Below are 25834 nucleotides of genomic sequence, written 5' to 3'. Positions count from 1 at the left end.
TTCATGCGCGGGGCAGGGGCCTCCCTGTCCCGCGCATTTCGTTTCAACATATTCAAAATTTCATATCTGTCTGAATTCGTTTGTCTATTTACCCGAATGAAACGACCGCCGGGCGCACTGGCCCGGTGAGAAGAAGGAGACACATCGCATGATTTCCCGGCGGGAATTTCTTCAGGCGAGCTTGGCCGCCTCGACTATCCTCGGTGCTTCGGGCCTGTCGCGCTGGTCGCGCGCCATGGCACAGCAGTCGCTGACTCAGGACCAGCTCCTGCAGTTCGAGCCGCTGGGCAACGTCACGCTGATCCACATCACCGACATCCACGCGCAAGCGATGCCGATCTATTTCCGCGAGCCGGAAATCAACCTCGGCGTGGGTGAGGCCAAGGGCCGTCCGCCGCATGTCACCGGCGCGGACTTCCTCAAGATGTTCAACATCGAGCCGAACACGCCTGACGCCTACGCGCTGACCTACGAGAACTTCACCGATCTCGCGAAGTCCTACGGCAAAATGGGCGGCATGGACCGCGTGGCGACGATCGTGAAAGCGATCAAGGCCGAGCGTCCCGAAGCGCTGCTGCTCGATGGCGGCGACACCTGGCATGGCTCGATGGTCGCGCTGAAGACCAAGGGCCAGAACATGGTCGACGTCATGAACACGCTCGGCGTTGAGGCGATGACCTCGCACTGGGAATGGACCTATGGTCAGGACCGCGTGAACGAGATCGTCGACGGCCTTCCCTTCCCCTTCCTCGGCGCGAACATCTTCGACGCGGAGTGGGACGAGCCCGCCTACGAGCCCTACAAGATCTTCGAGCGCAACGGCACGCAGATCGCGGTCATCGGTCAGGCTTTCCCCTACATGCCGATCGCGAACCCCGGCTGGATGTTCCCCGACTACTCCTTCGGCATCCGCGAAGAGCGTATGCAGGCGGTGGTCGACGAGGTCCGCGAAAAGGGCGTCGATCTGGTCGTCTGCCTGTCGCATAACGGCTTCGACGTGGACCACAAGATGGCGAGCCGCGTGAAGGGCATCGACGTGATCCTCACCGGTCACACCCATGACGCCATTCCCGAGCCGGTCCTCGTGGGCGAGACGATCCTGATCGCCTCGGGCTCGAACGGCAAATTCGTCTCCCGCGTCGATCTCGACGTGCGCGACGGCAAGATGATGGGCTTCCGCCACAAGCTGATCCCGATCTTCTCCGACGTGATCGAGCCCGACAAAGAGATGACCGACGTCATCATGGGCCATCGCGAGCCCTACAAGGCCGAGCTCGAGGAAGTCGTGGGCGAAACCAACTCGCTGCTCTATCGCCGCGGCAACTTCAACGGCACCTGGGACGACCTGATCTGCGAGGCGATGCTGTCCGAGCAGGACGCCGAGATCGCGATGAGCCCGGGCGTGCGCTGGGGGCCGTCGCTGATCCCGGGGCAGAAGATCACCATGGAAGACGTGCTCAACGCCACTTCGATGACCTATGGCGAGAACTATCGCACCGAGATGACGGGCGAGCTGATCAAGACCATTCTCGAAGACGTGGCCGACAACATCTTCAACACCGACCCCTACTACCAGCAGGGCGGGGACATGGTTCGTGTGGGTGGCATGGGCTACCACATCGACGTTTCGAAGCCGATCGGCGAGCGGATTTCCAACATGACGCTCCTGAAGGACGGCTCCGATATCGACCCGGCACGCAACTACGTCGTGACGGGTTGGGCCTCGGTCAACGAAGGCACCGAAGGGCCGCAGATCTGGGACGTGATCGCCGATCACCTGCGCAAGATCAAAACCGTTGACTTGAAACCGAATGACTCGGTGGTCGTGACCGGCGTTTAAGCCGGTCCCGCCTGTCGATGATTGCGCCCCGCAGGGGGTTAGAGACTGGAGGAAAACACATGGACGACAAGGAACGCCAGGGCAACCCGGCCACCAATGCCGCCCTCAGCCGCCGCGGGTTCCTCCGCGCAGGGGCTGCGGTCGGTGCGATGGCCGCAGGTGCTGGTGCCGCGCGCGCGCAAACGCAACCCGATCCGTTGATCACCGAAGTTCAGCCTTGGGCTTCGGGCTGGGGCGACGGGGTCGATGCAACCCCCTATGGCCTGCCGATCGAATTCGAAGATGACGTCATCCGCCGCAATGTCGGCTGGCTGACGGCGGATACGATTTCGTCGATCAACTTCACGCCGATCCACGCCCTCGACGGCACGATCACCCCCACCGGCTGCGCTTTCGAGCGTCACCACTCGGGCGCGATCGAGCTGAAGAAGGAAGACTATCGTCTGATGATCAACGGCCTCGTCGATAAGCCGCTGGTTTTCACCTACGAGGATCTGGAGCGTTTCCCGCGTGAGAACCGCACCTACTTCCTCGAATGCGCCGCGAACTCGGGCATGGAGTGGGCTGGTGCACAGCTCAACGGTGCGCAGTTCACCCAGGGCATGATCCACAACATGCAATATTCGGGCATCCCGCTGCGGACGCTGCTCGAAGAAGCGGGGATCACCAATCTTGGCGACCAGATCAAGGACAAGTGGGTCTATGCCGAAGGCGCCGACGCGTCGTCGAATGGCCGCTCGATCCCGTTGGAGAAAGCGCTCGACGACTGTCTCGTGGCCATCAAGGCCAACGGCGAGGCACTGCGCAAGGAGCACGGCTATCCGGTGCGCCTCGTGGTTCCGGGCTGGGAAGGCAACATGTGGGTGAAGTGGCTGCGTCGCCTCGAAGTCACCGACGAGGCCGTGCAGTCGCGCGAAGAAACCTCGAAATACACCGACACGCTCGCCGATGGCACGTCGCGCAAGTGGACCTGGGTCATGGACGCCAAATCGGTCGTCACCTCGCCCAGCCCGCAGATGCCGATCAAGCACGGCAAGGGCCCGCTGGTCATCACCGGCATGGCCTGGTCGGGTCGCGGTCACATCACCAAGGTCGACGTGTCGATCGATGGCGGCGCGAACTGGCAGGAAGCCCGTCTGGCCGAGCCGGGCACCGACAAGGCGGTCTCGCGCTTCTACCTCGAGATCGACTGGGACGGTTCGGAGATGCTCCTTCAGTCCCGCGCTACCGATTCCACCGGCTACGTTCAGCCGACCAAGGACGCGCTCCGCGCGATCCGTGGCGAGAATTCGGTCTATCACAACAACGGTATCCAGACCTGGTGGGTCAAGGAAAACGGGGAGTCCGAGAATGTCGAAGTGTCGTCGTAATCTGCTGCTGGCCACGCTTCTGGCCGCTCCGCTCGTCGCGACGCCCGCTCTGGCCGAGAAATACGGTCTGGGGCGCGAAGCGCTGCCCGAGGAAATCAACGCCTGGACCGTCGAGGTCTTCCCCGATGGCAAGAACCTTCCCGAAGGGTCGGGTTCGGTTGCCGATGGCGAGAAAATCTTCGGCGACAATTGCGCGGCGTGTCACGGCGACTTCGCCGAGGGCGTCGACAACTGGCCGAAACTGGCCGGGGGCGATGGAACGCTGGCCGACAAGGACCCGGTGAAAACCGTCGGTTCCTACTGGCCGTACCTGTCCACTGTCTGGGACTATGCGCACCGCTCGATGCCGTTCGGCAACGCGCAGACGCTGACGGTCGACGAGACCTACGCCATCGTCGCCTACATCCTCTACTCGAACTATCTCGTGGACGACGATTTCGTCCTCACGAAGGATAACTTCCTCGACGTGGAGATGCCGAACGCCGATGGGTTCATCGTGGATAACCGCGATGAGGTCGAAGTGCCGAAGTTCTCGGAAGCCGCTTGCATGAGCGACTGTAAGACCGACGTGCAGATCACCAAGAAGGCGACCATTCTCGACGTGACCCCCGATGAGGGCAACGGCGAGGACACGGCGGCTGCCGATACTGCGGCGGAAACCGACACGGCCCAAAGCGATACGGCCCAAACCGACACTGCCGAAGCTCCGGCGCAGGACGCTCCGGCGGCTGCGGAGGAAGCCAAGGCAGAGGCCGCACCGGCGGAAAGCCTCTCGGCTGACCCGGAGCTGGTCGCAGCTGGCGAGAAGGTCTTCAAGAAGTGTAAGGCCTGCCACCAGGTCGGCGACGGCGCGAAGAACCGTGTCGGTCCCGTGCTCAACGGGCTGATCGGGCGCCAGGCCGGGACGGTCGACGGCTTCAAATACTCGAGCGCGATGACCCAGCACGGCGAGGACGGTCTGGTCTGGACCGAGCAAACCGTCGAGGAGTATCTCGCCGACCCGAAGGGCTACATTCCGAAAAACCGGATGTCCTTCGCCGGTCTGAAAGACCCCGAAGACGTCAAGGCGGTGCTCGCCTACATCGAGAGCCAAGGTGGCTAATACCCTCCCCGGGCGGGGGCTTCGGTCCCCGCTCACTTAAACCGACAGGGGCCTTCCGCCTGATCGTGTTTCGACGCCCGCGCTCCCCGCGGGCGTCTTTTCATTTCGTGCCGCGTCTGGCTTGTCTTCCCCCGGCGGGGTTGCAGCCCGCCGCTCCCCGGGGATACTTGAGCCAAACCAAAGGGGGGCAGGAATGGATCTGGAAGCACGCGCGCGCGAATTGTTCGACATCGGGGTGAAGACGGCCGACCCGGCGGCGGGGGTGACCCGCGCGATGGGCTGGGCGATGGAGAACCCGCCGGGGCCGGGCGGGCGCTGGCAGGTCGTCGCGCTCGGCAAGGCGGCGCTGGCGATGACTGCCGCGGCGCTGGACGCGTTGCCCGAGGAGGCGCAGGCGCTGGTCGTGACCAATCCCGAAAATGCCGAAGCGGCGATCCCGCGCGCGGGCGTTTCGTTGATCGCGGGCGACCACCCCGTGCCGGGAGACGGCAGCGAGCGGGCAGGGCGCGCGATCCTGGAATGCCTGCAGGGCTGTGGCCCGGAGGATCGCGTTCTGGCGCTGATCTCCGGCGGCGGCTCCGCGCTTGCCGTCGCGCCCGCCGAGGGGCTGAGCCTGTCGGACAAGGCCGAGGTCAGCCGCCTTCTGCTCGGCTGCGGGGCGGATATCACGCAGATGAACCTGATCCGCCAGCAACTTTCACAGCTCAAGGGCGGCGGCTGGCTGCTTGCCAGCGCGGCCCCCGTGACGGGCCTGATCCTGTCCGATGTGCCGGGCGACGATCTGCGCGTGATTGCCTCGGGGCCTACGGTCGAGCCTATCGGCACGCGGGTCGATGCGGCGCAGCTCTGTCGTGACCTCGGGATCTGGGAGGCGCTGCCCGCCCCTGTGCAGGCGCATCTTGAGGCCTCGGGCGCCGAGCCCGCTTTGCCCGCTGCCCGTAACCGTCTGATCGGGGCGAACGGGCTGTCGGTCGCGGCGATGGTCTCGGCTGGAGCCGAGGCGGCGCCCTTCGCGCTCGACGGGGACGTGGCCGATCTCGCGCCGCAGATCGTGGCTCTGCTGCGCGACATGCCCGCAGGCGCTTTCGTCATGGGCGGTGAGACCACCGTTACTATCAAGGGTGACGGCCGCGGCGGGCGCAATCAGGAGCTGGCGCTGCGGGTGGCTTGCGCGGCGGAGGCGGCCGGGATCGAGGGCGCGTGGCGCTTCCTCTCGGGCGGCACCGATGGCCGTGACGGGCCGACGGATGCGGCGGGTGGTCTGGTGGGGCCGCAGACCTGCGCGGCGGCGCGGTCGGCGGGCGTCGATTGCGATGCGGCGCTTGCGCGCAATGACAGCTATCACGTTCTGCAGGCGGCCGATGCGCTGCTGATGACGGGGGCGACCGGCACGAATGTGGCCGATCTCGCGGTTCTGGTGAAAGGCTAGCTTAGCCGCGCTCTGCTTCGGCGGAGCGCATCATCGGGCGCAGGCGGAGATAGGCTTCGCGAATGGCGGCGACGGTGATGATCGCGAGAGCGAGGGTGTCGAAAGCAACCATGCGTGTTTTCCTCGTAACGAAGCCTGAGTGGCGCGGCCTGATCGGCGGGCGCCCTCGGACCCTCGGCAAAGATTGAGGCGCAAAAAAGGCAGCATCACGACGATTGCGGGCCGGGCCCGCTCAGCGCTCGAGGATTAGTGTGCCCCGCGCGAATTCCACCTTCGCGAAGCGGGTGAGATAGGTCATGCCCAGAAGCGAGGTATCCATCGATCCGCGATTGACCACGGCGCGCAGGTTGCTGTCGTGGATCGGCCCCAGATCAAAGCGCTCCAGCCGTACCGGCGCGGTCGCGACGATGCCATTGGCGGTGCGCGCCTGCCCGATATAGGCGAGATCGGAAGTGTTGATGCCCGCGCGCTCGGCGGCGCGCTGGGTCAGCACGATCTGGCTCGCGCCGGTATCGACGACGAAGCGGATCGGCGTGCCGTTGACCTCGGCGGTGAGGTAGTAATGCCCGTCGGGCGCTTGCGGCACCTCGATCCGGCCATCGCGCATCACGGCCTGATCCGGGATCGCGACTTGCCGCTGGATATCGGTCCAAAGCCCGACCGCGGCGAGCGTGCCGAGAAAGATCAGCCCCCAGATCGCGGCCTGTTGCATGGTGCGACCGGGACGGCGGCGGATTTCGAGCACGAAATACCCGCCCACGGCGACGAGCAAGAGGCTCAGATAGACCAGCCGTCCCCAGTTTTCGCTGATGATCGTCTCCACCATGATCCTCGTTACCCCTACCGATCTTTTTCAGATAGGTCCGCGCAGGTGACTTTCCCAGAGGGCGGATTGCCTCAGCTTGTCGGGACGCCGCCCATCAACCCCGCACCGTGCAGCCCGTCGAGGATGAACTGGATCGCCAGCGCGGCGAGCAGCATCCCCAGAAGCCGCGTGACGACCATCGTGCCGGTGCGCCCCAGCGCGCGCTCGATCGGGGTGGCGAGCAGGAACATCACGAGGACGCAGCCCAGCACCAGAAGCATCATGGCGATGATCGCCACGACATGCAGCCAGTCGCCGCCCTCGCGCCCTGCCAGCAGGATCATCGTGGCCATCGCGCCGGGCCCGGCCAGCAGTGGCGTGGCCAGCGGGAAGACGGAGGGGTCGGTCTCAGGGTCGGCCTCGTGTTCTTCGCCCTGCGCCTCGCGGCGCTTGGTGCGGCGTTCGAAAAGCATGTCGAGCGCGGTGAGGAACAAAAGCACCCCGCCCGCGATGCGGAAGGCGGGCATGGAGATGCCGATCCCGGCGAGAATCTTGTCGCCGAAGATGCCGAACAGCGTCAGCAGCACGGCGGCGATGATGAGCGCGCGGAAGGCGATGCGCAGACGCGCGCGGTGGCTTTCGCCCAGCGTCAGCGCGATGAAGACCGGGGCCAGACCGATTGGATCGATGATGACGAAAAGCGTCACGAAAGCAGTGATGTATTCGGCACCGATCACGTGGGGGCATCCCTTCCAAGTTTCGCGGGCGAGCCTAGCGTCATCCCCGATCCCCCGCCAGTCCTTCCCCGGCGTCTTCGGGAGAGGCTTCGACGGGCGCAGAGGGCAGGGCGGCGCGGATCTTTGCAGCCAGGCTTGCGGCCCCTCCGGCAAGGCGCGGATCGTCCACCGCCTCGGCCAGATCGAGCAGGTGATCGAGTGCGGCCAGCTCCTCTCGGGTCAGCACCAGAGGCGGCAGGCCCACGGCCCGGCGCAGGATGTAGCCCACGCCGCGCTCGCCCTCGACCGGCACCCCATAGGCCGAGATTTCAGCCATGTCGCGCCAGATCGTGCGGGCGGAAACGCCCAGCCGCTCGGCCAGATCGCTGGCACGATGCATCTTGCCGTCGCGCAGGATGGCGATGATCTGTTGCAGCCGCTCGTCGCGGGTCATGGGGCTCTCCGATAGGATCGCGAGAAGGGTAACGCGAGGGAGGGCAACTGACAATGAACTGTCAGTAATCTGCCCCTCGAAGCCCCGTTTGGGCGGAATCGCTCTAGGATTGAGGCCCGCATGATCCTAAAACTCGGGACCGACATAAGGCGCGGGCGGCGGGCCCGTGACCAGAGGAGAGACAACAATGCTCAACAATATCGGCCTTCCCGGCCTTCTTCTGATCGCCGTCGTGGTTCTGGTTCTTTTTGGCCGCGGCAAGATTTCCTCGCTCATGGGTGAAGTCGGCAAAGGCATCACCGCCTTCAAGAAAGGCGTGAGCGACGGCTCGAAAGAAATCGAGGACGGCACCGTCGACGAGGCACGTGACGTGACCCCGGCTGACGAAGTCCAGAAAGAAAAAGACAAGGCCTGAGCCTGATCGCATTCGGGGGTTGCGGGCGATTGCCCGTTTGCCTTTGCGTCCTCAATCGGCCGGAGGCCTGAGCACTCATGTTAGACATCGGTTGGAGCGAGCTTCTGCTGATCGGCGTCGTGGCGCTGATCGTGGTAGGACCGAAAGACCTGCCCAAGATGTTCCACCAGCTTGGCCGCATCACTGCGAAGGCCAAGGCGATGGGGCGCGAGTTTTCGCGGGCGATGGAAGATGCGGCGAAGGATACCGGGCTCGATGAAGCCGCGGGCTCCGTGCGCGATCTGAAATCGCTGGCGTCCAAGAAATCGCTCGGGCTCGACGCGCTGGAAAAAGCGACCGACGCTTTCGAGAAATGGGAGCCGGGCCGGTCCGAGAGCGGGAAGACCTCGCTCAAGCCCGATCCCGAGGCCGAGCCGCCCAAGCCTGAGGCAGCCCCGGCCGAGACGGCCAAACCCGAGACATCCAAGACGGCAAGCAAGCCGGCGGCCAAGCCCGCTGCGAAGAAAGCCGCGCCGAAGACCGCAGCCAAGACTGACGCCAAGACGACTGGCACCAAGACGGGCACTTCGACCGCCGCGAAATCCAGCGCCAAGCCGGCAACCAAGTCGAGCAGTAAACCCGCCGCGAAAACCGGTGCCAAACCGGCGGCCAAGAAGACGGCGGCGAAGAAACCCGCCGCGAAGAAGGGTGACGCATGAGCGACAATAACGAGATCGAGGAAAGCTCGGCCCCGCTGATCGAGCACCTTGCCGAACTGCGCACGCGAATCCTCTATTCGCTGGGGGCCTTCATCGTCGCGATGGTGGTCTGCTACACGGTCTGGAACCCGATCTTCAACTTCCTGACCCGCCCGGTCTGTTCGGCGCTGGAATCGCGCGGCGAGCAATGCGGCCTCTACCTGATCAAACTGCAGGAAGGCTTCTTCGTCGCGATCAACATCTCCTTCCTCGGCGGTTTCGCCCTGGCTTTCCCGATCATCGCCTATCAGATGTGGCGGTTCGTGGCGCCGGGTCTCTATCGCAACGAGAAGAACGCGTTCCTGCCTTTCCTGGTCGCCTCGCCGGTGATGTTCTTCCTTGGCGCGGCGTTTGCTTACTACATCATCCTGCCGCTGGCCTTTAACTTCTTCCTCGGCTTCCAGCAGGGTGAAATCGGCGCGACTTCGGGCGCGAACGAGATGGCCGCCATCGGCTTCCAGGGCTCGGTGCAGGAATATCTCAACCTGACGATCAAGTTCGTCATGGCCTTCGGGATCTGTTTCCAGCTGCCCGTGCTGCTGTCGCTGATGGGCAAGGCGGGGCTCGTGTCCTCCGAAGGTCTCGGCAACATGCGCAAATACGCGGTGGTCGCGATCCTCGTGGTGGCGGCGATTGCCACGCCCCCGGATGTGATCAGCCAAGTCATCCTGTTCACGGTGGTGTACGGTCTCTACGAGATTTCCATCCAGCTCGTGAAACGGATCGAGAAGACCCGCGAAGCCCGGATGCGCGCTGAAGGCACCTGGATCGACCCCGACGAGTGGGACGATGACGAGGACGAAGAGGACGAGAAGGACGGCAAGGCATGAGTGACGCGGCGCTGAACCGGATCGCCACGGCGCTGGAGCGGCTCTCGCCCGCTCCGCAGCCCGCGCCCGACTTTGCCTCGGCCAGCGCTTTCATCTGGCACACCTCGCCGGATCGGCTCGAACCCGTGCCGCAGGTGAACCGGGTCGACCTGAGCCTGCTGCACGGCATCGACCGCTCGCGCGACACGCTGCTGGCCAATACGCTGCAATTCGCGCGTGGGGCGGCTGCGAACAACGCGCTTCTCTGGGGCGCACGCGGGATGGGGAAATCCTCGCTCGTGAAAGCGGCCCACGCGGCAGCGGTAGCCAAGGGGCTGCCGCTCAAGCTGGTGGAACTTGCGCGCGAGGATCTGCCCTCGGTCGGCCGTCTGCTCGCGCATCTGCGCGACGCGCCCGAGATGCGCTTCATCCTGTTCTGCGACGATCTCTCGTTCAGCCATGACGACCAGCATTACAAATCGCTCAAGGCGGTGCTGGATGGCGGGATCGAGGGCCGGCCCGCGAACGTGATCCTCTATGCCACGTCGAACCGGCGCCACCTGATGCCGCGCGACATGATCGAGAACGAACGCTCGACCGCCATCAGCCCGTCCGAGGCGGTGGAAGAGAAGGTCTCGCTGTCCGATCGGTTCGGGCTGTGGCTGGGCTTCCATCCCTGTTCGCAGGACGAATACCTCACGATGATCCGCGGCTATTGCGACAGCTACGGCGTGGAGATTTCCGACGAAGACCTGCGCGCCGAGGCCATCGAATGGCAGGCCACGCGCGGGGCGCGTTCGGGCCGCGTGGCATGGCAGTATTTCACCGATCTGGCCGGGCGGCGCGGCGTCGCGCTGTAAGCGCGTCTCTCCGCATCACTGGCGTCGCGGGCAGGGGGCTTACACCCCCAGCCGGTCGCGCAGCGCATACCACCACGACCCCGCGACCGAGTAAGGCACGCGGAAGGTGCGCCCGCCGGGGAACGGGATCCACGGCAGTTTCGCGAACGTGTCGAACCGGGTCAGATCGCCGTTGATCGCCTCCGACAGGATGCGTCCGAAAGTATGCGAGCCGGTGACGCCGTGGCCCGAGTAGCCATGCGCGAAATAGGTGTTCTGCCCGATCCGGCCCATCTGCGGCACGCGGCTGAAGGAGAGCGCGAAATTGCCCGACCAGGCGTAGTCGATCTTGGTGCCCTTCAATTGCGGGAAGACCTTCTCGAGGTTCTTCCAGAGCTTCGCCTTGATGTCCTTGGGGTCGGCCCCGCCATAGACCGTGCCGCCGCCAAACAGCAGGCGGTTGTCGGCGGACATGCGGTAGTAATCGAGGATATAGCGCACGTCCTCGATGCAGGCGTCAGACGGCATCAACTCGTGGGCCTTTGCCTCGCCCAGAGGCTCGGTCGCCATCACCTGCGTCGAGACAGGCATCACGCGGCGCTCCAGCGTGGGCACCACATGGCCGAGATAGGCATTGCCGCACAGCACAAGCGTCTTCGCGGTGATCTGGCCTTTCGCGGTCTTGATAACCGGGCGCGCGGCTTCGGTGTCGACGGACGTGACGGGCGACATCTCGTAGATCGTGCCGCCGAGCTTCTGGACCGCCGCCGCCTCGCCAAGCGCGAGGTTGAGGGGATGCAAATGTCCGCCCTTATGGTCGATCATGCCACCTGCATAGAGGTCGGAATTCGCGTGCTCACGCATCTGCTCGCGGCTCAGCATATCCTGACTGTCGATGCCGTAGCTGCGCCAGAGCTTCCAGCGCGCTTCCAGTTCCTGCATGTGCTTGGCCGTCAGCCCCGCAAAGACATTGCCGGGCTTCAGGTCGCACTGGATGTCATAGGTCGCGACGCGCTCGCGGATGATGTCGCCGCCTTCCATCACGAGACCGGCCACGAAATTCGCGGTGTCCTGCCCGTAGCGGCTCTCGATCACGTCGAGGCTCGCGTTCAGGCCGTTGACCACTTGACCGCCATTGCGGCCCGAGGCGCCCCAGCCGATGCGCGCGCCTTCGACGACGGTGACGCGATAGCCATTCTCCGCCAGATGCAGCGCGGTCGAGAGGCCCGAGAAGCCCGCGCCGACGACGCAGATATCCGCCTCCTGCTCGCCCACCAGTTCCGCGCGCAAGGGTGCCGGGTTGGCCGAAGCCGCGTAGTAGCTGCCGGTATGGCTGCCGTCGCCCGCATAGGGGTGGGTCTGATGGGTCATGTCGCGCACTCGTCTGAAAGGGGCGTTTGGCTTTCGGTGCCACGCGCCGCGCCCGAGCGCAAGCGGGGCTCAGCCCGCCCGCGTCAGCATTCCGAACAAATCGCGCGGATCGTCGGGGTCTGCCATAAGATCGAGCATCTGCGCGTAGTCGCCACCCTTCACACGGTCATGGATGTAGCGCAGCGCGCTGAAATCCTCGATCGCGAAGCCGACGCTATCGAACAGCGTGATCTGTTTCGCATCGCGACGGCCTTCGGCCTCGCCGCGCATGACTTTCCACAGCTCGGTCACGGGGTGGTCTTCGTCGAGCGCCTGAATCTCGCCCTCGATGCGGGTCTGCGGCGGGTATTCGACGAAGATCTCCGAGCGGGTGAGGATGTCGCGATGCAACTCGGTCTTGCCGGGGCAGTCGCCGCCGATCGCGTTGATGTGGATGCCGGAGCCGACCATGTTGTCGGTCAGGATCGTCGCATATTGCTTGTCGGCGGTGCAGGTGGTGATGACCTGCGCGCCCTCTACCGCTTCCTCGGCCGAGCGGCATTTCGTGACGTTGAACCCTTGCGCGGTCAGGTTCTTCGCGGCCTTCTCGGTCGCCGTCGGGTCGATGTCATAGAGCCGCAGCGTGTCGATGCCGCAGATCGCGCGGAAGGCCAGCGCCTGAAACTCGCATTGCGCGCCGTTGCCGATCATGCCCATGACCGTCGCGCCTTTCGGGGCGAGGTATTTGCCCACCAGCGCCGAGGTGGCGGCGGTGCGCAGTGCGGTCAGCATCGTCATCTCGGTCATCAGCAGCGGGTAGCCCGTCGCGACCGAAGACAGCACGCCGAACGCGGTGACCGTCTGGTGCCCCGTGCGACCGTTCTTGGGGTGGCCGTTGACGTATTTGAAGCCGTAATTCTCGGCGTCCGCGGTCGGCATCAGCTCGATCACGCCCTCCGCCGAATGGCTCGCCACGCGCGGGGTCTTGTCGAAATCCGGCCAGCGGCGGAAATCTTCTTCGATATAGGCGGCAAGGTCGCGCATCACCTGTTCGGGGCCGATCTCGTTCACCAGCTTCATCATGTTGGCGACGGAAACGAAGGGCACGAAGGCCAGTTTGGAGGGGGCGAGAGGGGACATATCCATCAAAAGCTCCGTGTCATGCGGTCGAGAACGCGGCGGCCAAAGAGGCTGGCTGCGAGGTCGCACAGCAGTTTCGCGGTGCGGCCGCGTTCGTCGAGGAAAGGGTTGAGCTCGACAATGTCGAGCGAGGTCACGAGGTCGCTGTCGCCGACCTCTTCCATGATCAGATGCGCCTCGCGGAACGTGGCGCCGCCCGGCACGGTGGTGCCCACGGCGGGCGCGATGCCGGGGTCGAGGAAGTCCACGTCGAAACTGACATGCAGCAGGCCGTTGGCTTCGCGCACGCGATCGAGGAAGGCGCGCAGAGGGGCAAGCACGCCGGTCTCGTCGATGGCGCGCATGTCATGGACTTCCAGGCCGATCTGCTTGATGCGCGCGCGTTCCGCCGGATCGACCGAGCGGATGCCCATCATGCAGAAATTCTTCGGATCGATACTGGCTTCTAGCGGCGGGAAGGCCTCGAAGTCGGGTTGGCCGGTGACATAGGCCACGGGGGTGCCATGCAGGTTGCCGCTGGTCGTGGTTTCCAGCGTGTGCAGGTCCGGGTGCGCATCGAGCCACAGGACGAACAAGGGGCGATCTTGCGTCTTTGCATGCCGTGCGAGACCGCTCAGCGTGCCTGCGGCCAGCGCGTGATCGCCGCCGATGAAGATCGGGCGGTCATGGGTCTGCGCGGCGTCAAAGGCGGCCTGCGAGAGCGCCTCGATCCAGGCACGGGTTTCGGCCAGATCGTGGATCGCGGGGTTCTTATGCGGCACCGGCTCTTGCGGGGGAATCGACAGGTCGCCCAGATCATCCACCTCCCAGCCCAGCTCGGTCAGGATGTCGCCCAGCCCCGCGATGCGCAGACTGGCCGGTCCCATGATGCAACCGGGTTGCGAAGCGCCAGTTTGAATAGGCGCGCCCAGAATCGAAACTGTGCGTGTCATCGAAATCTCCCTTGTTGGTCTTAGTCTGACGAAATGGCGCAGAGGTTTCGCTTGTCAATTTGCGCAAAACGGAACTAAATTTGATCAATTCGACTAGACGATTGATCAAAACGGAGGGTAAATGCAGCTCGACGATACGGACCGCGCGATCATGGCCGCGCTGCGCGCGGATGCGCGGCTCTCGATGACCGATCTCGCGCTGCAGGTGGGGGTGTCGCGGACCACCGCGCGCGCCCGGCTGGAAGCGCTGGTCGCCTCGGGGCAGATCCGGCGCTTCACCATCGAGACAGAGACGGATGTCGAGGGGCAGGTGCGCGCGATCACGCTGGTCGAGTTGCAGGGCAAGATGTCGCGCGCGGTGATCCGGGCGCTGCATCGCATTCCGGAGGTGACAACGGTCTTCGCGACCAATGGCAACTGGGATCTGGTGGCGGAAATCCGGGCCGAGACCCTGGGCGAATTCGACCGGGCCTTGCGCGATATTCGGGAAATTCCGGGGGTGCTCAACAGCGAGAGCTGTCTGCTGCTTGCGCCTGTCGCGGGGTGAGCGGGCAGGGCGTGCGGGCGGGCCGGAACATCTCCGGCCCGCCGCAAAAGATCAGTTGAGGTAGGGCATCGGATCGACGGAATCGATCCCCTTGCGGACCTCGAAATGCAGATAGCCCTGATCGCCGGACGCGACCTTCGCGATGGTCTGGCCGCGCTTGACGCTCGCGCCCTTCTTCACCGTGATGCCGGTCACGTTGTAATAGACCGTCACCAGATTGTCGGGATGCTTGATCGCGAGGAAGGCGACATCGTCGGTGTCCTGGCTGATCAGCAGCACGGTGCCGCTCTCGGCGGCTTTCACCGCCGTCCCGGCCGAAGCCGAGATATCCACGCCGTCGTTCGAGCCCTTCTTGTAGGGTCGGATGATCGAACCCGGCACCGGCATCGCCATCTTCGACGTGTCCGACGCCTTGGTGCGATCGGTGCTCATGTCCGGGGTCTTCGTCTTGACCGGCTCGGATGCTTTCGGCGGCGTCTTCTGGGGCAGGGGCTCTGCTGCGGACGGCGGCACCGGGGTCGGCGAACCGGTGCCCGGCGCAGTCGTGGCCGTTGCGGTCTCGACCTTCGCGGGCTGGCGGCTCGACGCGACCGGGATGATCAGCACCTGACCTTCGCGCACCCGCAGATCGTTCGGCAGCCCGTTCCATTCGGCCAGCGCCTTCACCGGCACCGAGTAGTAGCGCGCGATGGAATAGGCGGTCTCGCCGCGTGCGACCTTGTGGCGGATCGGCTCGGCGCTGTTTGTGGAGACTGGGGCCGAGGCCGGGGTCGGTTTGGCGGGTTGGTTCGCCTGCGATCTATCGATCGCGTTCGAGGCGAGCGAGGTGATGTCGATCGTCTCCGAGGTCAGCGCGCTGGAGTTGCCCGGCGTCGCGGAGCCGCCCGTGGTCGCGACCTTGTTGGGCAGGGCCAGCACTTCGCCCGCGTTCAGCACCGCATCGGGCGAGACCGCGTTGTAGCGGGCCAGCGCGCCGGGATCGGTGCCGATACGCTGCGCGACCGAATTGACCGTATCGCCGCGGCGCGCCACCACGACCTGATAATTCGGGTAGGTGATGATGCCCTGATCATTCGGGCGCGGTCGGTCCTGCACCGCCTGCCGGGCGGCGGCGCTCGTGTCGAGCCCGCCATTGCCATAGCCGCGCATGTCCAGATCGAACCCGTTCGGGTTACAGGCGGCCAACGCCGTCAGCGCGACGCCACCTGCCAGGATCAGCCGCAGCCGGGAAATCTTCGTTGCCATCCGCTCGTCCTCACTGTCTCTCAGACCTCTTCGGGGTCCGTTCTTACCTGCCACTTAGTCGTTTGCCACGCCCTCTACGAGGGGAACAAAGCGCACCGGACGTAATTCTTCGTAATCGAAACCCGTCTCGAGCCGGCGCACCCGGATCAGGCTTTGCACCGTGTCCGACTGGCCCACGGGCAAAACCATGATACCCCCGATCTTCAGCTGGGCCAAGAGCGGCCCGGGCGGGTCTTCCGCGGCGGCAGTCACGATGATTCGATCAAAGGGCGCCTGATCGGGCAGCCCGTGCGAGCCATCCCCGGAAATCGCGACGATATTGGTGAGCCGCAGCGCGTTGAAGACGCCTTCGGCCTCGCGCACCAGCCTGCGATGCCGGTCCACGGTATAGACGCGGCGGGCGAGCTGGCTCAGGATCGCGGCCTGATAGCCCGAGCCGGTGCCAATCTCGAGCACGGTGTCGCGCGAACCCACATCCGCGGCTTGCGTCATCAGCCCCACGACCGAGGGCTGCGAGATCGTCTGCCCGCAGGCGATGGGCAGAGGCATGTCCTCATAAGCGCGGTCGGCGAAGATGCCGCGCACGAACTGGCCGCGGTCGATCCCCTCCATCGCGTGCAGCGTGCGCGCGTCGGTCACGCCCTTGGAGCGCAGTGCGAAGAGGAACCGCATCTTGCGCTCGGCCAGATCCTCTTCTGCGTCCTCGCTCATCCCAAACGGGCCTCCAGATCGGCGATCACGTCATGCGCGGTCAGATCGGCGCGCATCGGCGTGACCGAGATATAGCCGTCGAGGTTCACCGCCGCATCGGTGCCCGGCTGCGTCGGCGTGTGCTGCGGACCGCCCTTGATCCACAAGAAGCGCCGCCCCGAGGGCGCGTGATGCGCCTCGGTCGAGAAGAAGCAATCCTTGCGGAAGCCTTGGGCTGCGACCTTGTGGCCTTTTACGTCCTTGGCCAGCACCGGCGGGAAGTTGACGTTGTAGAAGACCCGGTAATCGCCATCGTCCCAGATGCCCTGATCGATCAGCTTGCGCACGAGCGCCGCGCCATGGACCCGGGCCGCCTCGAACATGTCGGGGGCGTTGAAGACCTCGGGGCCGATGAATTGCGACAGGGCGATCGCGGGCACGCCCTGCAGCGCCGCCTCCATCGCGCCGCCCAGCGTGCCGGAATATAGCGCGTTGTCGGCGGAGTTGTTGCCCCGGTTCACGCCCGAGAGCACCAGATCGGGCCGCTGCTCCTCCAGCACGTCATACAGCCCTGCCATCACGCAATCGGCGGGGCTGCCTTCGGCTGCGAAACGGCGCTCTGCCAGTTTCGAGATCATCATCGGCCGGGTGTAAGAGATGCAATGGCCGACGCCCGATTGCTCGAAAGCCGGCGCGACCGTCCAGACCTCGCCATCGGGGCCCGCAAGCTCTTCGGCGATCTCGCCCAGAACGGCCAGTCCCGGTGCGTCGATCCCGTCGTCATTGGTGATGAGAATACGCATGTTGCCCCCAGTTCGCCGTCGCGTCACCCGATGCTTACCGTGCGGCGGATGAAGGGTAAAGCGGGGGCGGGCGACAGCGCGGATGTGTCGCCAAAGCGCCGCAGCCGGAGGGCATTTCGGCGGCGCTTTGGTCGTTCTCAGAGCGTGTCGAGGATGCGCCGTGCCTCGGCGTGGCGATCGGCCAGCGCCTCGCGATCTTCGCCGGGGAAGAACCGTCCGCGCAGCGCGGTCGCCATCGGCGCAGGCTCCGCAATGACCACGCGCGGCCCGATCTTCACGGTCTCGGCCTGCCACGAGCGCATCATCGCCATCTGCGCGGCTTTCGTAGCCCCATAGATGCCGAAGAATTTCTGGCCCGCACGCGGATCGTCGAAGGCCAGCGCGGTGCCTTCGCGCGCGAGCAGCAGCGGCTCCATCAGCCCGATCAGCTGCGCGGTCGCGGTCACGTTCACCTTGACCGAATTGGCCAGTTCCTTCGCGTCGATATGACCCGTCGGCGACAGCGGCGCGGCATGGATCGCCGTGTGCACCCAAAGATCGAGCCCACCCCAGCGCGCACCGATCGACTGCGCGAGATGCGCCATCTGATCGGGCTCGGTCACGTCGAGCGGACCGAGCGAGGCGGTGCCGCCCTTCGCCTGAATGCGGTCGTCGAGCTCTTCCAGCGCGCCGGTGGTCCGTGCGACGGCCATGACGTGCCAGCCGTCTGCGGCCAAAGCTTCGGCGATCGCCCCGCCAAGGCCACGCGAAGCGCCTGTGACAAGCGCCAGTTTTTTGCCCTGCGAAGGGTCTTGGGTCTGATCCGTGCTCATGGCGCGTTTCTTGCCACCACACCCGCCGTCGCGCAAGCGTGCAGATGCACGTCCCGCGCGTTTCCCGCTGTTTTGCAAACTGGCGGGCAAGCGCATTGGGCGGCTTTACAGTGCTGCCCTCCTGACCCGGGGTGGCGTTAAGCCTCGTCCTGAAGTCGGGCGAGGGCGGCGGCGCACATGCCCGCGCTCAGCCATTGGCATTCGGCGCAGATCGTCTGATGCACATCGGCGGGCAGGGCGGCCATCCGCTCCAGCGCCTCGCCCCATGTCAGCACATCGCCCGGCGCAATGTTCAGCGCCTCGGCATGGGCCGCGTCCAGCCGGTCGATCTTCGCCTGCGCGGTGCAGCCCGATCCGCGCCGCGACGGGCAGGGGCCACAGATATCGTCCGCCGCGCCCACCACTTCGATCTCCACCGCCGGGCCCTCCGGCTGCCGCAAACGTCCTTCGACGATCTCGGTCATATTCGCGGTGAAGCGATCCGAATATCCCTTCCCCTCGAAGCCGAGCGAGCAGAGGAAATGATGCGGGCGATATGTCAGACGGTCAGCCATGTCTTCGCTCTTGGCTAAATATCCCGGGGAATGAATGGCGCAGCCAGAAGGGGGCAGCGCCCCCTTTCCCCGGTATCAGAATAGAAAACGGGCCGGAAGGTCTCCCCTCCGGCCCGCAACGACTTGGCTTACGCTCAGCGCTTGGCGATATCGACGTAATCGCGATAGGTCGCGCCGGTATAAAGCTGACGCGGACGACCGATCTTGCCGGTCGGATCCTCGATCATCTCTTTCCACTGCGAGATCCAGCCGACGGTGCGCGAGAGCGCGAAGATCGGGGTGAACATCGAGGTCGGGAAGCCCATCGCCTCGAGGATGATGCCCGAGTAGAAGTCGACATTCGGATAGAGCTTCTTGGAGACGAAATAGTCGTCCTCCAGAGCGATCTTCTCGAGTTCCTTGGCGACCTGAAGGGTCTCGTTGTCGTGGATGCCGAGCAGGTCGAGCACCTCGTCCGCCGATTCCTTCATGACCTTCGCGCGCGGGTCGAAGTTCTTGTAGACGCGGTGACCGAAGCCCATCAGGCGGAAGGGATCGTCCTTGTCCTTGGCGCGCTTGATGTATTCCGGGATCTGATCGACGGTGCCGATTTCGCGCAGCATCTCGAGGCAGGCCTGGTTTGCGCCGCCGTGGGCGGGGCCCCAGAGGCAGGCGATGCCGGCTGCGATACAGGCGAACGGGTTCGCGCCCGAGGAGCCTGCCAGACGCACGGTCGAGGTCGAGGCGTTCTGCTCGTGATCGGCGTGGAGCGTGAAGATACGGTCCATCGCCTTCGCGAGCGCTGGCTCGATCTTGTAGTCTTCGGCCGGGACCGAGAAGCACATATGCAGGAAGTTCTCGGCGTAGCTCAGCTCGTTCTTCGGATAGACGAAGGGCTGACCGATCGAATACTTGTAGGCCATCGCGGCGATCGTCGGCAGTTTCGCGATCAGACGGATCGAGGCGACTTCGCGCTGCCACGGGTCCGAGATGTCGAGGCTGTCGTGATAGAAGGCCGAGAGCGCGCCCACGACGCCGACCATGGTCGCCATCGGGTGGCTGTCACGGCGGAAGCCCTGGAAGAACTGCTTCATCTGCTCGTGGATCATCGTGTGACGGGTCACGCGATATTCGAAATCTTCCATCTGCTGCTTGCTCGGCAGTTCCCCGTAGAGAAGCAGGTAGCACACTTCGAGATAGTGCGATTCCGAGGCGAGCTGGTCGATCGGGTAGCCACGATACAGCAGCTCGCCCTTGCCACCATCGATGAAGGTGATCTTGGACTCGCAGGCTGCGGTCGACGTGAAGCCCGGATCGTAGGTGAAGACGTCGGCTTGACCGTAGAGCTTGCGGATATCGAGCACGTCGGGACCAGCCGAGGGCGAGAGCACGGGAAGCTCATAGGTTTGTCCGTCAAGCGAGAGCGTGGCGGTCTTCGAGTTGTCTGCCATGTAAATTCCCTTTCATCCTCCGGCTGGGCCGCGCCGGTCTATCGCGTCCGGACAGGCGTCCGGAGAGGGCGGCCAGGCCTCAGGCCGCCTGATCGTCGAGTCGTGCCAGAGTTTCCTCTTGGCCCAAAACGAGCATCATATCGAATACGCTGGGGGTAGCCGCTCGCCCCGCCAAGGCCGCCCGCATCGGAGCAGCGACCTTCCCAAGGCCCAGTCCGTGCGCTTCGGCAACCTGTCCGACGGCGGCTTCCAGGTCTTCCCGCGACCAATTAGCGCGTTGCAGCGCAAAGGTCAATTCACTCAGTATACCACGGGATACATCATCGAGCGCCTTGGCTGCTTTCTCCTCGATCTCGATCGGGCGGTGCGTCAGCGAGAAATGCGCCTTTTCAAGGAGTTGCGGGAGCATCTTCGCCGAGCCCTTCACGATGGGAAGCGTGCGCATAAGCGCAGATTTCTGTGCGTCACCCAGCGGCGGTTTTTCTGCAGCTGCGAGATAACCTTCGATTTCGCGCAGCAATTCGGCCTCATCGGTGATCGCGATATGCTGGCCGCAGATATTTTCGAGCTTCTTGAAGTCGAGCCGCGCCGGCGCCTTGTTGATGCCGGTGATGTCGAACCATTCCTTCGCCTGCTCATCGGTGAAGAATTCGTCGTCGCCATGGCTCCAGCCGAGCCGCGCGAGGTAGTTGCGCATCCCCGTCGCGGGATAGCCCATCGCCTGATACTGCTCGAGGCCCACCGCGCCGTGACGCTTCGACAGCTTCTTGCCGTCGGGGCCGTGGATCAGCGGGATATGTGCGAAGGTCGGCACGTCCCAGCCCATCGCGCGATAGACCAGCATCTGCCGCGCGGCATTGACGAGATGGTCGTCCCCGCGGATCACATGGGTCACGCCCATATCATGGTCATCGACGACAACGGCCAGCATGTAGGTGGGTGTGCCATCAGAACGTAAACAAATCATGTCATCGAGCTGATCGTTGCGGATCGTCACCTCGCCCTGCACGGCGTCGGTGATCACCGTCGTGCCCTCGCGGGGCGCTTTCAGACGGATTACATAGGGCGCATCCGGATGCGTCGCGGGGTCGGCATCGCGCCACGGCGAGGGGAACATCTGCCCCTTGTTCGCCGGGTCCTCGCGGAAGGCCGCGATCTCTTCCTGCGTGGAGAAGCACTTGTAGGCGTGGCCCTTCTCCAGCATCTGATGGGCGACCTCGGCATGGCGCGCCGCGCCCGCAGCCTGGCTCACCACGTCGCCGTCATAATCGAGCCCCAGCCATTCGAGCCCCTGCAGGATCGCCGCCGTCGCCTCGGGGGTGGAGCGTTCGCGATCGGTATCCTCGATACGGAGCAGGAATTTGCCACCGCGCCCACGGGCATAGAGCCAGTTGAACAGGGCCGTGCGCGCACCGCCGATATGCAGATAGCCGGTGGGAGAGGGGGCGAAACGGGTGACAATCTGGTCGGACATGTCGGGACCTTTCTTCGCGGGCTCTTACCGGCCCGCGTTAACCTATCGGAAACCATCAAGCGCATAGGCTTTCTCGGCTCGATGCATAAGCAGGGACGGGGCCGAGGACAAGCATGGCGATCAATGCCGAACCCGGCGACTGGGCGCAGGCGGAGGGCGCGACGGGCGCGGGCCGCGCTCCGCGTCTGATCGCGGCGCTCTTCGGGGGGCTCTCCGATCCGCTGGGCGCGCTGGCGCGGGCGCGCGCGCAGCTTTTCCTGTGGATGCCGGTGGCGCTCGGCGTCGGGGTCGGGGCGTATTTCTCCCTCGGGGTCGAGCCGGGATGGTCTATCTACCTGACCGCACTCACAATCTGCGCGGTCTCGCTGACGCTTTGGCTGCGCGGCGCGGCGTGGTTTCGGCTGCCCGCGGCGCTGATCGCCCTCTCGGCTCTGGGGCTGATGCTCGCGGGGCTGCGCGCCCATCTCGTCGCCGCCCCGGTGCTGCAATATCGCTACTACGGCCCCGTCAGCGGGCGGATCGTGAAGATCGATCGCGCGCGGTCGGACCTGATCCGGCTGACGCTGGACCGGGTGCGGATCGACCGGATTCCTCCCGCCAAGACCCCTGCGCGGGTGCGCGTGACGCTGCATGGCGATCAAAGTCAGTTCAGCCCCGAGCCCGGCACGCAGGTCATGCTCACGGCGAATCTCTCGCCCCCGCCGCCGCCCGCCGCGCCCCAGGATTACGATTTTCGCCGCACCGCTTGGTTCGACCGGCTCGGCGCGATCGGTTATACCCGCGCGCCGGTGATGCGGGTCGCGCCGCCCGATCCCGGCGATTGGGCGATGGCGGCGCATCGGGCGCGGATGCGGCTTTCTGCGGCGATCCAATCGCGGATCGCGGGACAGCCCGGCGCGGTCGCGGCGGCGCTTATGACCGGCGACCGCTCGGGATTGAGCGAGGCCACGCGCGAGGTGATGCGCCGCTCAAGCCTCGCCCATCTGATCGCGATTTCCGGGCTGCATATGGGGATGCTGGCGGGCTTCGTCTTCGGTCTGGTGCGTTACGGGTTGGCGCTGGCGGGGCGCCCGGCCCTGATCTGGCCCACGAAGAAACTGGCCGCCATTGCGGCGCTGATAGCGGCCAGCGCCTATCTCTGGCTCGCGGGGCCTGCGGTCTCGACCCAGCGCGCGTGGATCATGGTGTCGATCATGCTCCTCGCCGTGCTCTTCGACCGGCGCGCGCTGAGCCTGCGTACCGTCGCGCTCGCCGCCACGCTCCTCATGATCTGGCAGCCCGAGAGCCTGACCGAACCCGGCTTCCAGATGTCCTTCGCCGCGACCACCGCGCTGATCGTGGCGCTGGGTCCGTGGACCCGCGCGGCGCGCCATCTGCCGCGCCTGCTACGCCCGGTGCTGATGCTGGTCGCGACCTCTCTGATCGCAGGCGCGGCCACCGCACCGATCGTGGCGGCGCAGTTTCACAGGCTCTCGGAATACGGGGTGCTGGCCAATCTCTTCGCGGTGCCCGCAATGGGGCTCGTGATCATGCCGATGGGCGTGCTCGCGGCGCTGCTCGTCCCCCTCGGTCTGAGTGGTCCCGCGCTTTGGGCGATGGGGCAAGGCACGGCGTGGATCCTGCGCGTGGCGGAGGGGGTGAGCGGCCTCGACGGCTCGGTTCTCGCGATCGTCCAGCCGGGGCCGTGGGTGATCCCTTTGATTGCGCTTGGCGCGCTGGGGGCGATCCTGACGCGCGGGGCTGGGCGCAGTGCGAGCATCGGTCTGATCCTTCTGTGCGGCGCCCTTTGGCTTCGCGCCGGGGCCGAGCGTCCAGCGCTGCTCATCGCGCCCGAGGCGCAGCAGGTCGGTCTGATGACCTCGCAAGGCCGGGCGCTGTCGAAGCCGGGCGCGGGGTTCATCTCCGAACGCTGGCTAGCGGCGGATGGCGATCCGGCGTCGCTGGAAGAGGCCGCCGCACGCTCCGCATTCTCTGGGCCGCGCGGTGCGCGGATTGCGCAGTTTCGACGCGCTCCGCTCGCCCATCTCACTGGAAAATCGGCAAAAGAGGCCCTGCCTGCAATTTGCGCGAAGGGCGGCATCGTCGTGATCTCCAGCAAGATCGAAGCGCCCACGGGCCCCTGCGATCTGTGGGACGCCGCGCGCCTGCGGGAGGCTGGCGCTGTCGGCTTCAGCGCCACGGGCGAGGTCACGACGACTGCGCAAATTAAGGGTCGCCGCCTTTGGACACGCCCCTGACCTTCGCTCTTTCCAAATATCCCCGCCGGAGGCTCCAGCCCACGCAACCGGCGCGACATATGAGAAAGAGCGCCCCGCAAGACGCTCTTTCCCAGGAATTCACCAAATCTCAGTAGCTCCGGATCAGCCCGACGAGCCGCCCCTGCACTTTCACCTGATCGTCGCGCAGCAGCCGCGTCTCATAGGCCGGGTTCGCAGCTTCCAGCGCGATCATCCCGCTGCGACGGTAGAAGCGTTTCAGCGTCGCCTCATGGCCTTCGACCAGCGCGACCACGATATCACCATTGTCGGCGGTGCCCTGTTCGCGGATCACCACGACATCGCCGTCGTTGATGCCAGCTTCGATCATCGAGTCGCCTTTGACCTCGAGCGCGTAATGCTCCCCACGACCGCTCAGCATCGAGCCGGGGACGGCGACGTGATGCGAGACCTCCGAGATCGCCTCGATCGGGACACCTGCGGCGATCCGGCCCATCACCGGCAGTTCCAGCGCGTGGATCACGTCGACCGGCATCGCGCCGCGCGGCGGGTCGGTCTTGTCACCTTCGATCACCTGCGGCGCGAAGCTGCCAGCGCTGTCGCCCGCGGGGGCGCCGAATTTCTTCTCCAGCGCCTCGGGCAGTTTCACGATCTCGATCGCGCGGGCCCGATGAGCGAGGCGGCGGATGAAGCCACGTTCTTCCAGAGCGGTAATCAAACGGTGGATGCCGGATTTCGAGCGCAGGTCCAGCGCGTCCTTCATCTCGTCGAAAGAGGGTGGAACACCGTCCTTCATCATCCGTTTTTGAATGAATTCCAGCAATTCCAGCTGCTTGCGCGTCAGCATCCGCGACCCTCCGTTCCCCGGTCAAGGCACATGTTCAAGGATTGTTCTACCCTTGTTCACGGAGGCTGTCAACGCCCGAGGCCGGCTCGGCTCAGTCCAGCGGCAGGATCTCGACCGTCTCGCCCGCCTTGCGCGGCGCGTCGCCGACGGGCCGGATCAGCAGGCAATCGGCCTGCGACAGGAGGCTCAGCATCGCGGAGTCCTGATTGTCGAAGGGCGTGACGCGGGGCAGGGGATCGCCGGGTTCGAGGGTGGCGCGCATGTAATGGGTGCGCGGGCCGGTCGGGCCGGTATCGGTCGCGAGGATCGCCTGTTGCACGCGGCTTTCCGGCGGTAGACCCGAAAGCTTGCGCAGCATCGGGCGCAGGAACAGCTCGGCGCAGACCGTGGCCGAGACCGGGTTGCCCGGAAGGCCCAGCATGGCAGCCTCGCCGATCCGGCCCGCCATCAAGGGCTTGCCGGGGCGCATCGCGATCTTCCAGAAGCTGCGGTCGAGGCCCAGTTCCGCGGCCACTTCGCCGACCAGATCATGCGCACCGACCGAGGCGCCGCCCGAGGTCACCACCAGATCGGCGCCTTTCGCGAGCTCGAACACGGTGCGCAAGCTCTCGCGGTCGTCGCGCGCGATCGGAAGCATGCGGGCCTCGGCGCCCATGCGCTCGGCCAGTGCCGCGACGATGAAGCTGTTGGAGCAGATGATCTGGTCCGGACCCGGCTTTTCGCCCGGCATCACCAGCTCGTCGCCGGTGGCGATGATCGCGACGATGGGGCGGCGGCGCACGGTGACCGCGGCCACGTTCATCGCGGCCAGCAGCCCGAGGTCGCGCGCGGTCAGCGGGCGGTCGGGGCAGAAGCTCTCGCCCTGCGCGAAATCCTGACCCTTGGGGCGGATATTGGCATTGCTATCAAGCTCTTGCGGCAGGGTGATCGTGTCGCCTTCACGCGTCACGTTCTCCTGCAGAACGACTACCCCATTCGGGCCCGGCACCGGTGCACCGGTGAAGATGCGCACGGCTTGGCCCGGAGTCGGCGTGCCGTCATAGGCGCGACCTGCGGCGGCTTCGCCTTCGACGGTGAGCGTCGCGCCGGGCAGATGGTCGGCCACGTCGATCCAATAGCCATCCATCGCCGAGCCCGAGAAGGGCGGCTGGGTCAGTTGCGCCGTTGCAGGCTCCGCCATCACGCGGCCAAGGGCGTGACGCAGGCTCACGCGCTCGGTGCCCAGCGGTTCGACCAGTGCCAGAACCTTTTCCAGCGCCTCTTCGACGGGCAACAGGC

Annotated in this window: 25 protein-coding genes; 10 read left to right on the top strand and 15 right to left on the bottom strand. The window is 65.3% G+C overall.

The features are described from left to right. Positions 1 to 148: 148 nt before the first annotated feature. From soxB to BMI88_RS08505, 4 genes are all read left to right on the top strand, one after another. Entirely contained in the window at positions 149 to 1840 is a 1692-nt protein-coding gene (gene soxB, locus BMI88_RS08520; protein WP_078547806.1) for a thiosulfohydrolase SoxB, read from the top strand. Positions 1841 to 1899: 59 nt separating this feature from the next. Further along, positions 1900 to 3210, top strand: coding sequence for a sulfite dehydrogenase (gene soxC, locus BMI88_RS08515; protein ID WP_078520148.1), 1311 nt, complete (start codon positions 1900 to 1902; stop codon positions 3208 to 3210). Then, complete coding sequence (locus tag BMI88_RS08510) at positions 3191 to 4312, top strand: c-type cytochrome (protein ID WP_078547804.1); 1122 nt, start codon at positions 3191 to 3193, stop codon at positions 4310 to 4312. The genes soxC and BMI88_RS08510 overlap by 20 nt, the downstream gene beginning before the upstream one ends. Positions 4313 to 4505: 193 nt before the next feature. Further along, entirely contained in the window at positions 4506 to 5741 is a 1236-nt protein-coding gene (locus BMI88_RS08505; RefSeq protein ID WP_078547802.1) for a DUF4147 domain-containing protein, read from the top strand. A gap of 232 nt (positions 5742 to 5973) precedes the next feature. Here BMI88_RS08505 and BMI88_RS08500 read toward each other — a convergent pair whose 3' ends face one another. The 3 genes from BMI88_RS08500 to BMI88_RS08490 all read right to left on the bottom strand — a co-directional run bounded on the left by BMI88_RS08500 (position 5974) and on the right by BMI88_RS08490 (position 7716). After that, on the bottom strand, positions 5974 to 6564 hold the full coding sequence (locus tag BMI88_RS08500; RefSeq protein ID WP_348638892.1) for a TIGR02281 family clan AA aspartic protease: 591 nt from the start codon (positions 6562 to 6564) through the stop codon (positions 5974 to 5976). Between the two features lie 74 nt (positions 6565 to 6638). Next, entirely contained in the window at positions 6639 to 7283 is a 645-nt protein-coding gene (locus BMI88_RS08495) for a MarC family protein (protein ID WP_078547797.1), read from the bottom strand. Between the two features lie 40 nt (positions 7284 to 7323). Continuing rightward, positions 7324 to 7716, bottom strand: a complete 393-nt coding sequence (locus BMI88_RS08490) for an HTH domain-containing protein (protein WP_078547795.1) — start codon at positions 7714 to 7716, stop codon at positions 7324 to 7326. Between the two features lie 187 nt (positions 7717 to 7903). Between BMI88_RS08490 and BMI88_RS08485 the strand changes: the two genes are divergently transcribed. From BMI88_RS08485 to BMI88_RS08470, 4 genes are all read left to right on the top strand, one after another. Next, positions 7904 to 8131, top strand: a complete 228-nt coding sequence (locus tag BMI88_RS08485) for a twin-arginine translocase TatA/TatE family subunit (protein ID WP_078520142.1) — start codon at positions 7904 to 7906, stop codon at positions 8129 to 8131. Between the two features lie 77 nt (positions 8132 to 8208). Next, positions 8209 to 8829, top strand: coding sequence for a Sec-independent protein translocase protein TatB (gene tatB / locus BMI88_RS08480; RefSeq protein WP_078547793.1), 621 nt, complete (start codon positions 8209 to 8211; stop codon positions 8827 to 8829). After that, positions 8826 to 9698, top strand: a complete 873-nt coding sequence (gene tatC, locus BMI88_RS08475; RefSeq protein ID WP_078542830.1) for a twin-arginine translocase subunit TatC — start codon at positions 8826 to 8828, stop codon at positions 9696 to 9698. Before tatB ends, tatC begins: the two co-directional genes overlap by 4 nt. Further along, positions 9695 to 10537 (top strand): ATP-binding protein, encoded by an 843-nt coding sequence (locus BMI88_RS08470; RefSeq protein WP_078547791.1) that lies wholly within the window; start codon positions 9695 to 9697, stop codon positions 10535 to 10537. Before tatC ends, BMI88_RS08470 begins: the two co-directional genes overlap by 4 nt. A gap of 39 nt (positions 10538 to 10576) precedes the next feature. Here BMI88_RS08470 and BMI88_RS08465 read toward each other — a convergent pair whose 3' ends face one another. The 3 genes from BMI88_RS08465 to rocF form a co-directional block, all read right to left on the bottom strand. Then, on the bottom strand, positions 10577 to 11887 hold the full coding sequence (locus tag BMI88_RS08465; protein ID WP_078547789.1) for an FAD-binding oxidoreductase: 1311 nt from the start codon (positions 11885 to 11887) through the stop codon (positions 10577 to 10579). 69 nt (positions 11888 to 11956) lie between these two features. After that, positions 11957 to 13006, bottom strand: a complete 1050-nt coding sequence (locus BMI88_RS08460) for an ornithine cyclodeaminase (protein ID WP_078549719.1) — start codon at positions 13004 to 13006, stop codon at positions 11957 to 11959. 5 nt (positions 13007 to 13011) lie between these two features. Then, positions 13012 to 13938, bottom strand: coding sequence for an arginase (gene rocF / locus BMI88_RS08455; protein WP_078547787.1), 927 nt, complete (start codon positions 13936 to 13938; stop codon positions 13012 to 13014). A gap of 121 nt (positions 13939 to 14059) precedes the next feature. Between rocF and BMI88_RS08450 the strand changes: the two genes are divergently transcribed. Next, entirely contained in the window at positions 14060 to 14485 is a 426-nt protein-coding gene (locus tag BMI88_RS08450; protein ID WP_078520136.1) for an Lrp/AsnC family transcriptional regulator, read from the top strand. A 51-nt stretch (positions 14486 to 14536) separates the two neighbouring features. On the opposite strand, the gene BMI88_RS08445 is transcribed toward BMI88_RS08450, so the two are convergent. The 7 genes from BMI88_RS08445 to gltX form a co-directional block, all read right to left on the bottom strand. Further along, positions 14537 to 15730, bottom strand: a complete 1194-nt coding sequence (locus tag BMI88_RS08445; protein ID WP_078547785.1) for a LysM peptidoglycan-binding domain-containing protein — start codon at positions 15728 to 15730, stop codon at positions 14537 to 14539. A 54-nt stretch (positions 15731 to 15784) separates the two neighbouring features. Beyond that, positions 15785 to 16441, bottom strand: coding sequence for a protein-L-isoaspartate(D-aspartate) O-methyltransferase (locus BMI88_RS08440; protein WP_078520134.1), 657 nt, complete (start codon positions 16439 to 16441; stop codon positions 15785 to 15787). Continuing rightward, positions 16438 to 17223, bottom strand: coding sequence for a 5'/3'-nucleotidase SurE (surE, locus tag BMI88_RS08435; RefSeq protein WP_078542835.1), 786 nt, complete (start codon positions 17221 to 17223; stop codon positions 16438 to 16440). Before surE ends, BMI88_RS08440 begins: the two co-directional genes overlap by 4 nt. A 137-nt stretch (positions 17224 to 17360) precedes the next feature. After that, on the bottom strand, positions 17361 to 18035 hold the full coding sequence (locus BMI88_RS08430; RefSeq protein ID WP_078547783.1) for an SDR family oxidoreductase: 675 nt from the start codon (positions 18033 to 18035) through the stop codon (positions 17361 to 17363). Positions 18036 to 18172: 137 nt separating this feature from the next. After that, positions 18173 to 18589 (bottom strand): DUF1284 domain-containing protein, encoded by a 417-nt coding sequence (locus BMI88_RS08425; protein WP_078547781.1) that lies wholly within the window; start codon positions 18587 to 18589, stop codon positions 18173 to 18175. Between the two features lie 134 nt (positions 18590 to 18723). Then, on the bottom strand, positions 18724 to 20019 hold the full coding sequence (gltA, locus tag BMI88_RS08420) for a citrate synthase (RefSeq protein ID WP_078520131.1): 1296 nt from the start codon (positions 20017 to 20019) through the stop codon (positions 18724 to 18726). A 79-nt stretch (positions 20020 to 20098) separates the two neighbouring features. Further along, complete coding sequence (gene gltX / locus BMI88_RS08415) at positions 20099 to 21493, bottom strand: glutamate--tRNA ligase (RefSeq protein WP_078547779.1); 1395 nt, start codon at positions 21491 to 21493, stop codon at positions 20099 to 20101. 113 nt (positions 21494 to 21606) lie between these two features. Between gltX and BMI88_RS08410 the strand changes: the two genes are divergently transcribed. Beyond that, positions 21607 to 23730, top strand: a complete 2124-nt coding sequence (locus BMI88_RS08410) for a ComEC/Rec2 family competence protein (RefSeq protein ID WP_078547776.1) — start codon at positions 21607 to 21609, stop codon at positions 23728 to 23730. A gap of 109 nt (positions 23731 to 23839) precedes the next feature. Here BMI88_RS08410 and lexA read toward each other — a convergent pair whose 3' ends face one another. Together lexA and glp are read right to left on the bottom strand one after the other, a co-directional pair. Further along, positions 23840 to 24556: a transcriptional repressor LexA gene (gene lexA / locus BMI88_RS08405; RefSeq protein WP_078547774.1), complete on the bottom strand. Its 717-nt coding sequence runs from the start codon at positions 24554 to 24556 to the stop codon at positions 23840 to 23842. 91 nt (positions 24557 to 24647) lie between these two features. Beyond that, entirely contained in the window at positions 24648 to 25832 is a 1185-nt protein-coding gene (glp, locus tag BMI88_RS08400) for a gephyrin-like molybdotransferase Glp (protein WP_078549716.1), read from the bottom strand. Positions 25833 to 25834: the final 2 nt, after the last annotated feature.

Source organism: Thioclava sp. F36-6 (assembly GCF_002020305.1).
GTDB lineage: Bacteria > Pseudomonadota > Alphaproteobacteria > Rhodobacterales > Rhodobacteraceae > Thioclava > Thioclava sediminum.
Note: the sequence above shows the minus strand (reverse complement) of the source record. Positions and strands in the feature narration are given on the sequence as shown.